Source organism: Dietzia sp. UBA5065, from assembly GCA_002415925.1.
Lineage (GTDB): Bacteria > Actinomycetota > Actinomycetes > Mycobacteriales > Mycobacteriaceae > Dietzia.
On the sequence record DIAZ01000123.1, the window covers coordinates 7,476 to 15,324 of the forward strand.

10 protein-coding genes are annotated in these 7,849 nt (G+C 73.6%); 3 read left to right on the forward strand and 7 right to left on the reverse strand.

The window, feature by feature from the left end:
* Positions 1-33 precede the first annotated feature (33 nt).
* Positions 34-843: an alpha/beta fold hydrolase gene (locus tag B4M60_RS09565; protein WP_291082811.1), complete on the reverse strand. Its 810-nt coding sequence runs from the start codon at positions 841-843 to the stop codon at positions 34-36.
* Between the two features lie 45 nt (positions 844-888).
* Here B4M60_RS09565 and B4M60_RS09570 point away from each other — a divergent pair, with 45 nt between their 5' ends.
* The gene (locus tag B4M60_RS09570) at positions 889-2,322 is read left to right on the forward strand and encodes a hypothetical protein (protein WP_291082814.1); all 1,434 of its coding nucleotides are present in this window, start codon (positions 889-891) and stop codon (positions 2,320-2,322) included.
* Here the strand turns inward: B4M60_RS09570 and B4M60_RS09575 are convergent.
* The 3 genes from B4M60_RS09575 to B4M60_RS09585 all read right to left on the reverse strand — a co-directional run bounded on the left by B4M60_RS09575 (position 2,246) and on the right by B4M60_RS09585 (position 4,188).
* Positions 2,246-2,803: a GNAT family N-acetyltransferase gene (locus B4M60_RS09575; protein ID WP_291082817.1), complete on the reverse strand. Its 558-nt coding sequence runs from the start codon at positions 2,801-2,803 to the stop codon at positions 2,246-2,248. The two genes, B4M60_RS09570 and B4M60_RS09575, sit on opposite strands and share 77 nt — an antisense overlap.
* On the reverse strand, positions 2,800-3,273 hold the full coding sequence (locus tag B4M60_RS09580) for a DUF2599 domain-containing protein (protein ID WP_291082820.1): 474 nt from the start codon (positions 3,271-3,273) through the stop codon (positions 2,800-2,802). The genes B4M60_RS09575 and B4M60_RS09580 overlap by 4 nt, the downstream gene beginning before the upstream one ends.
* 339 nt (positions 3,274-3,612) lie before the next feature.
* Complete coding sequence (locus B4M60_RS09585) at positions 3,613-4,188, reverse strand: DUF1697 domain-containing protein (RefSeq protein ID WP_291082823.1); 576 nt, start codon at positions 4,186-4,188, stop codon at positions 3,613-3,615.
* 48 nt (positions 4,189-4,236) lie between these two features.
* Between B4M60_RS09585 and B4M60_RS09590 the strand changes: the two genes are divergently transcribed.
* Positions 4,237-4,677, forward strand: coding sequence for an SRPBCC family protein (locus B4M60_RS09590; protein ID WP_291082827.1), 441 nt, complete (start codon positions 4,237-4,239; stop codon positions 4,675-4,677).
* Here the strand turns inward: B4M60_RS09590 and aroD are convergent.
* Entirely contained in the window at positions 4,674-5,480 is an 807-nt protein-coding gene (gene aroD, locus B4M60_RS09595; RefSeq protein WP_291082830.1) for a type I 3-dehydroquinate dehydratase, read from the reverse strand. The genes B4M60_RS09590 and aroD overlap by 4 nt on opposite strands.
* A gap of 37 nt (positions 5,481-5,517) precedes the next feature.
* A complete protein-coding gene (locus B4M60_RS09600) occupies positions 5,518-5,988 on the reverse strand; it encodes a DUF4262 domain-containing protein (protein WP_291082833.1) in 471 nt (156 codons plus the stop codon).
* Between the two features lie 177 nt (positions 5,989-6,165).
* Here B4M60_RS09600 and B4M60_RS09605 point away from each other — a divergent pair, with 177 nt between their 5' ends.
* A complete protein-coding gene (locus B4M60_RS09605; RefSeq protein ID WP_291082836.1) occupies positions 6,166-7,299 on the forward strand; it encodes a patatin-like phospholipase family protein in 1,134 nt (377 codons plus the stop codon).
* A gap of 30 nt (positions 7,300-7,329) precedes the next feature.
* On the opposite strand, the gene B4M60_RS09610 is transcribed toward B4M60_RS09605, so the two are convergent.
* Positions 7,330-7,848, reverse strand: a complete 519-nt coding sequence (locus B4M60_RS09610) for a DUF732 domain-containing protein (RefSeq protein WP_291082840.1) — start codon at positions 7,846-7,848, stop codon at positions 7,330-7,332.
* Position 7,849: the final 1 nt, after the last annotated feature.

Consider the following 7,849-nt stretch of genomic DNA (forward strand, 5'->3'; position numbering starts at 1 on the left):
GCCCGGGTCAGGCCGCCCCGCCGGCCGCCCGGGTCAGCCCGCCCCGCCGTGGGACTGCACGAAATCGCCCACCAGCCGGGGCCACCCGGCCACCTCCTCCGGGGACCTCGCCACCTCCAACCGCGCGTCGGGCAGCAGCTCCAGCAGGTGCTCCGCCACCGGGAGCGGGTGCGAGGCGTCACCGGGCCAGGCCAGCAGGAGCACCGGCACGGCGAGCCGGGCCACCTCCTCCGGCGCCGGCAGGTCGGACGCCGCGGCGCCCCGGAACGCCGCCGGGAGCCACTCGTCCGCCACATCGGGGGCGGTGACCGGGCGGTCCGGGCTGATCGCCGGGGACGTGGGCGGCTGCCGCGTGAGGTCGGCCCAGCGGGCCCCGCCCCACCGCTCGACCTGGCGCGCCGCCAACTCGTACAGCCGGGACTGCTCGCGGCGCCATTCCCAGGCGGTCGGCGGGATGCCCAGGGTGAGCGAGGCGAACCTCTCCGGCTCGGCCACCGCGGCGGTGAGCAGGGTCGCCGACCCCATCGACTGGCCCACCCCGTGCACGCGCCGGGCGGGGAACTCGTCGCGGAGCAATCCCAGCAGATCGGCGGCAAGGACCGGCCACGTGTAGTCCGCGGGGTCGGCCGAACCCGATGAGAAGCCGTGCCCGCGCGCGTCGTACCGCAACACCTGTAGACCGGGCTGGCCCGCCGTGAGATCGAGCCCGAACACCTCGTCGCGGCGCCGGCTCGAGGACAGCCCGTGCAGCTGCACCACCGGGAGCCCCTCGCCCCTGACGTCGCGGGCGAGCGCGGGCCCGTCCCCGCCGGGCCGGGCGCCCGGCCGTCTCGTCGTCGTCACATTCCGCGCCTTTCCCCGTAACACGCGGCCCCTACCGTGCGGGCCATGAGGCTCACCACCGTAACGCGGATGTCGCTCCCCGACGGCGTCGTGCACCGGTTTGCGACCGACGTCACCCCAGGTCAGGGTGAGGATCTTCCGCCGTCGTTCGATCAGGCCCGCCACGCGTCGCTCGGCCCCCGCGCGGGCTCGTGGATGGCGGTGGCCTTCCACCTCCCGTTCCCCGCCGGCCGCGACCAGGTGGCGCGCGCGTGGCTCGCCGTGGTCGCCCGGCACGGGACCCTGCGCACGGTGCTGGAGGGTCACGACGACGAGCTGCGGCTCCGGCCGGTGGAGCTCCACCCACTCGGGTGGCAGACCCCGTCCGCAGAACCGGGCGAGGACCCCCGCGCGGTGCTCCGCCGGGTCCTGGACGAGGCGTGCTGCCCGTTCGCCAGGCCGGCGCACGCGCTGTGCCTGGTGGAACCCCGCTCCGCGGACCCGGCGGAGCGGCCGGTGGTGGTGATCGGACTCGATCACTCCCACGTCGACGCGTGGTCGTTGCTCGTCCTGATGCGGGACTTCTGCTCGTGCCTCGACGACCTCGCCTGCGGTCTCGAACCGGGGACGTGCCTGCCCCCCGCGGCGGCGTTCGCCGACCACACCCGGGAACTGGCCGCCCGACCTCCGGCGCTCCCGCGGGTGCGCCGCAGGTGGGCGGAGATCCTCTCCCGCGGCCAGGGCGGGATGCCGGTGTTCCCGATCGGACTGGGCGACCTCTCCACCCCGCGTGAGGAGGTGGTGGAGGTGCGGGACGTGCTGGAACCGGACGGTGTCGCGGCGCTGGAACGGGCGGCGGCCCGGGACGGGGTGAGGATGGTCGCCCTGGCGATGGCCGAGATGACCGCGGTGTTCCGGCGCCGCGAGGGGGTGGGTCTGAGGGCAGTCCTCCCGGTGCACTCCCGCCACGACGACCACCGCGGCGACCGGTGGCACGACTCGGTGGGGTGGTTCATCACCAATTCGGTGATCGAGTGCGAGGAACCCGACCCTCGCGCCTGCGCGGCGGCCGTGCGCGACGCGGTCGAACTGGGCTCGCACGCCCTCGGGCCGATCCTCGAACCGCACGGCGGGATGCCGCACACGCCCGGCATGTTCGCCATCTCGTGGCTCGACCACCGGCGCCTGCCGATCGACGTGGACCTCAGCCTGCGACCGCAGCACGTGTCGGCGGCGATCCGCACCAACGGGGTGATGGTCTGGTTCGTCACCAACGGCTCGGGCCTGCACGTGCGCTGCCGGTACCCCGACACCGCCGAGGCCCGCGACTCCGTGGGCGGGTGGCTCGACGAGGTGTGCGCGGGACTCGTGCGGCGGGCGCTCGGCGGGGACAGCGCTGGTGGGGACGGCGCTGGTGGGGCGGTCAGCCCGGGGGCGCCGCCGGGTCCGGCCCGAGATCGGCCTGCAGCCACGCCACGTCCAGCCACCGCCCGTGCTTGAACCCGATCCTCTCCAGCCGTCCGGCCTCTCGGAATCCCATCGACAGGTGTAGTGCCACGCTGGGGTGGTTGGGCAGCGTCACCACCGCCAGCAGCCTCCGGAACCCCACTTCCTCCAGGCGGGCGAACAGCGAGGTGTAGAGCGATCGGCCCAGGCCGTGGCCCCGCGCGGCCCGGTCCACGTACACGCTCACCTCGCACGACCAGCGGTACGCCGCCCGTTCCTTGACCGGGCCGGCGTACGCGTAGCCCGCCACCCGTCCGTCGAGTTCGGCGACCAGCCAGTCGTGGTGCTCCAGGGCCCGGGAGATCCGGGCCTCGAACTCGTCGACGGTCGGCACCCGGTCCTCGAACGTCGCCGTGGTCTCGCGCACGTAGGGGGCGTAGACGCGCAGGCACGCGGCGGCGTCGGCGGGCGTGGCCCGGCGGACGACCGGGGCCGGTCCTGTCCCGGGGGGCGGATCGTCGATCGGCCCGCTCACACCTCCGGCCCGCCCGGGTTGCAGCCCTCGGCCGCCATCAGGTCGGCCCCGACCGGTGGGCGCCAGGGTTCGAGGTTCCAGGTGGGCTTGTCCGGTTCCAGGACCCGCGCCCAGGTCCAGTGGCAGTCGAACTGCTCCCGCATGCCCGGCGTGCCCGCGTCGGGGGCCAGGTCCAGCACCTCCCGCCAGGCGAGGGCCGCGCCGGAGACGCCCGGGTTCCCGCGACCGTCAGCCGTCGGCACCACCTCGAGGGAGGGTCCGAAGTCCGACTCCGCCCACGTGGCAGACGCGATGAGGCGGGCGGGGGCGGGGAGCGGAGGGGTGGTCGACGGTCGCTGGTAGGGAGTGGGCGCGGGCGCCGGCGGGCTCGTGGCCGCACAGCCGGCCGCCGCCGCCGCAGTCGCGACCGCGACCGCAGCCACGGCCACGGCCGCGCCGGCCGTGGACGGTCTGCTGCGGTGGGGGGACATCGGTGGGATTCTGCCACGGTCCGCGGACCCGTCCGGGGCGCCCGGGCGGCGTTCGGATCATCCTGCGGGACTCGCGCGTCGAGAGGTTGCGTTACCCGGTCGTGACCAGGATCCTGTGAGCCGGAGGGATCACGGCGCCCGCGGAACGTCCGCGCGCCGCCCCGCACAAGGAGCGTGACCGATGCCCGTGTTCGACTTCCCGCAGCTGCAGGCCGCCTGGGACGGGATCTTCCCGGCCATCTTCGGCCCCCTCGCGGCCTCCGTCGACATGATCGGGGCCTCCGTCCAGGGACCCTGACTCCCCACGACGGTGGTCGGGTGACCAGGATGCCGCCGCGTTCACCCCGCGGCGAGGATCTTCCGCAGCGTCTTGATGTTCCTGGTGGTGAGGTGACGCCTGTTCGCCCGGTCGTCCAGCACCGCAGCGGCGGCCGAGGTGAGGGTCGCGCCCCTGGACACCCGCCAGTACACGCACCCCGGGCCCCCGGCCACCGCCTCGGTGCCGGCCCCGGGGTCGTCCAGCGCCTCGAGCATCGCCGTGGCGACGCGGGTCGTCACAGCGGGGTCGTCGGAGAACACCACGTAGTCGTGGTGGTCGGCGAGCACGTCGAACGGGTAGGACTCCACCGCGACCGAAAGGTCGGCGAGGGGGAGCACCTGCACCACCGCGTCGTATCCGAACCGATCCGCGTAGGCGGCTTCGAGCACGGTGCGGAGCTCCTCGACGGTCCGGGGGTCGGTCACGGTGACGTTGCCCGTGGCCAGCACCGTCGTCACCTCGGCGCAGCCCGCGGCCTCGGTGCAGGCCCTCAGATCGGCCATGGGTATCCGCGCGCTCTTGCCCACGTTGATCCCGCGCAGCAACACGACCTTCCTGTGGGGCACTCCGGCGGGCGGTGTCGCAACCGTGTCCATTCGTCGATCCTGGCACCGGAGACGGGTCCGCAGGGTAGCTTTCCCGCCATGGCAGTCTCAGTGCAGTCAGTGACGGAAATCGAGGCCGGAATCCCCGAGATCATGGAGGTCCTGGCGGACGTCAACTCCCTCGTGGACTGGTCCGACGCCCACCGCGAGGTCGTGGTGAAGGAGGCCGACGAGGAGGGGTGGCCCATCGTCGTGTGGGAGAAGATCGCCCAGTACGGCGTCACCGACGAGATGGTGGTGAAGTACGAGTGGTACGACGGCGAGGTGAGCTGGTCGCTGGTCAGAAGCGGCACCCAGAAGATCCAGAACGCCCACTACCTCCTCACCGACAACGGCGACGGCACCACCAAGGTGGTCTTCGACCTCGAGGTGGACCTGAAGATCAAGCTGCCCGGCGCGGTCCTGAAGAAGGCACAGAAGCACATCGCCGACGTGGCCACCAAGGGCCTGCGCCAGGAGGTTCTCCGCAGGTACGGCTAGCTCGCCCCGAGCATCGCGAGTGCGCTGCGGACACCCGCCGCGGGTAGTTGACCGGGCGCCGAGGCGGGGCCGACCGTCGCGAAGGTGGCCGCGGAGCCGAACGTGCCACCGCCGATCCGGGTGATCGCCCCGAGTCCGCCCATGGACATGGTGATCAGCGGGATGCCGGCGACCTGGTGGCGCCGCGCGGTGGCGTCGAGGAGGGTCAGCACGTCGGTCGCGGACCGCGGCATGACGGCGATCTTGGCCACGTCGGCCCCCGCGCGCTCCATGGCCTCCAGCCGCGCGACGATCTCCTCCGCGGGCGGGGTCGCCTCGAAGTCGTGGTTGGAGGCCACCACCGGGGTGTCGTGGCCGTGCGCGGCGGCGATGGCATCCGCCGCTCGCGGGTGCCGGTACTCCACGTCCAGCGCGGCGGCCAGCCCGGTGGTCGCGAGCGCCTCGATCAACGCGACGTACGCCGCCGGCGCGATCTCGGCGCTCCCGCCCTCCGCCGTGGTGCGGAACGTCACCAGGACCGGGGTCCGGGGCAGCCGATCGGCGATGTGGCGCAGCGCCGCCACCGCCGGGGCCGGATCGGCCCCGGCGGTGGCCCCGGCCCCGGCGGTGAACGGCTCGTAGAGGTCGACGCGCCACTCGACCACGTCGAACGCCGCCGAGGGATCGACGCGCGCCGGACCGCTGCTGGGGGCGGCACCGGTCAGCGCGCCGAGCTGCTCGTCGAGTTCGGCCGGATCCCGCGCCGTGATGGGCACGATGATCGACGGCGAACGCGCGTCCAGGGCGAGCTGTGGGCGGGGCATGGTCAAACCCTACGACGACCCCACCGGACCCGGGACGTCAGCAACACCCGTCGCACGGGCACGGTCGCCGGGCGGGGATCAACTCCAGGGCCTCGACTCCCCCGGCGCCGACCCCTCGGTAGTAGCGCTCGGCCCACCTCAGGGTCTCGGAGGGGCACCTCACCGGCACGAGTTCCCACGTCGGGGCACCGCGTCCCTCGCACAGGAGGTGGCCCGCGTCGAGGAGCTCGCCGGACAGGACGACGCCTCCCCAGCGGTTGAGCAGCCCGGCGGTCTCGAGGGCGCCCAGCCCGCGGACGAGCAACTCCGGGTGGCCGTGGTCGGTGAGGCCGACCGTGTAGCCGAAGCACTGGTCGGGTGGCAGGGGTGCCTCGGTGCACCCGCCGCAGTCGCAGCCCTCGCCCACGTGGACCAGGTGGAGCCCGTAGCGGTCGATGGTGGCGGCGACCTGCACCATTTCGGGGTCCAGGGCGCTGGCGGAGACGGACGGGATGATGGTGTGGGACATGGGATCTCCAGTGTGTCGTGGGTCGGGCGTGATGCACGGCATCGAACAGGCGCTCGATACGGTGCCGAAGGTAGACCGCGCCTACGACACGGTGGCCGGGCTCGCGGTGGTCGTCGGGCCCGGCGCGTGCACACTGGGGGTCGTACTCCGCTGTCGAGACGGAAAGGGGGGCGACTGATGAGAGTCGCGTTGGCACTGGGCTCCGGCGGCGCGCGTGGGTATACGCACATCGGGGTGATCAGGGAACTGCAGGCTCGCGGTCACGAGGTCGTGGGCGTGTCCGGGGCGTCGATGGGCGCCGTGGTCGGTTCGCTGCTCGCCGCCGGCAAGCTCGACGACTTCGAGAAGTGGGTCCGGGGCCTGAGCCAGCGGGATGTCCTGCGGCTGCTCGACGTGTCCTTCGCCGGCGGCGGGGCGATCCGCGCCAACAAGATCATGGGAGTGATCGGCGCGATGCTCGACGACGTGCGGATCGAGGACCTCGAGATCCCGTACACCGCGGTGGCCACCGACCTGCGGGCGCGCCGCGAGGTGTGGTTCACCCGCGGGCCGGCCGACATCGCGGTGCGTGCGTCGTTCGCCATCCCGAGCATCGTCACCCCGGCGATCGTGGGTGGTCGCCTCATGATCGACGGGGGCGTCACCAACCCGGTGCCGCTCGAGCCGTTGGCGTCGGTGGAGAGCGACCTCGTCCTGGCCGTCTCCCTGAACGGCAGGCGGTCGGGGATCCGCGGGTCCACCTTCCAGGTGAGCTCGGACCCCGACGAGGCGCCGTCCAAAGCCGATCCCAAGCCCTCGCGTCGGGGTGGTCCGGGGTCGGGGAGGTCGACCTCGAGGCTGTCCGGGCGCATCCGGACCGCCGCCGCCGATGTCCGCGACGCCGACCTGGTGCGCCTCGTCACCGCGCGCTTCAGCCAGGGTTCCGCGTCCGAGGTCGGGATCTTCGGAGACGGTGATGACACCGCCGCGCCGGACCTCGACTTCCCGGCGCGCCCGTCGCCGGAGGTCGAGGTCGCGGTCGAAGAGGGCGAGGAGGAGGTCCGCGAGGAGGCCAGGGCGGAGGAGAGGGGCCTGGAGGCGTTCCCCGGGACGCTCGGGATCTTCGATGTGGTCACCCAGTCGATCGAGGCCATGGAGAGCATCGTCGCCGGGTACCGCATGGCGGGGAACAGGCCCGACGTGCTGATCGAGGTCCCCTCGGACTCCTGCACGGCGTTCGACTTCCACAGGGCGGACGAGATGATCGCGCTAGGTCGACGGCTCACCGCCGAGGCGCTCGACCGGGCGGGGGTCGCGGACCCCCAGGGTTAGTTCTGGACCCCGTCCAGTTCCCGACCCCGTCTAGTTTCCGCCCTCGCCACGGCCGAGTTGCGGGAGGTGCTGCGAGCAGAACGCCTTGACCGCGGCCGCCACGACGACGGGCGCCTCCGTGATGGGCGCGCCCGGGTGGGCGTCGTTGTACTGGCGGGTCACGTCCACGTACCCCGCACCCCCGTCCAGGGAGGCGCAGGCGTCGCGCCCGCGGGTGAGGTAGTCCTGTTCGTCGTCGGCGTTCACGCCGACCGCGCGGATGTCGCGGAGGAACTCCTGGTCGGGGGTCAGGCTCCCGTCCCCGCCCGCGCCGACACGGCTCGTGGCCTCGCCGACGGCGGAGGTCGCCTGCGCGGCCGCGGAGCTCGCCTGGGCGGCGGCGGATCCCATGGCGCTGGTGGCCGAGCCGAGGGCGTCCTCCGCCGTCCCCTCGTTGCCGCACGAGGCCAGCACCAGCGTGAGTGACGCCAACCCCGCCGCCACGGCGACGGAGCGGCGCCGGGCCGGTCCCGGGGCGCGGCGGGCTGTGGAGACGCCGGCTGTGGAGATC

Bases quoted from the DNA above. Each gene is read 5' to 3' on its own strand.
- B4M60_RS09570 (WP_291082814.1), top strand. From the start codon at position 889: ATGAGGCTCACCACCGTAACGCGGATGTCGCTCCCCGACGGCGTCGTG.
- B4M60_RS09580 (WP_291082820.1), bottom strand. From the start codon at position 3,273: ATGTCCCCCCACCGCAGCAGACCGTCCACGGCCGGCGCGGCCGTGGCC.
- B4M60_RS09585 (WP_291082823.1), bottom strand. From the start codon at position 4,188: ATGGACACGGTTGCGACACCGCCCGCCGGAGTGCCCCACAGGAAGGTC.
- B4M60_RS09590 (WP_291082827.1), top strand. From the start codon at position 4,237: ATGGCAGTCTCAGTGCAGTCAGTGACGGAAATCGAGGCCGGAATCCCC.
- aroD (WP_291082830.1), bottom strand. From the start codon at position 5,480: ATGCCCCGCCCACAGCTCGCCCTGGACGCGCGTTCGCCGTCGATCATC.
- B4M60_RS09600 (WP_291082833.1), bottom strand. From the start codon at position 5,988: ATGTCCCACACCATCATCCCGTCCGTCTCCGCCAGCGCCCTGGACCCC.
- B4M60_RS09605 (WP_291082836.1), top strand. From the start codon at position 6,166: ATGAGAGTCGCGTTGGCACTGGGCTCCGGCGGCGCGCGTGGGTATACG.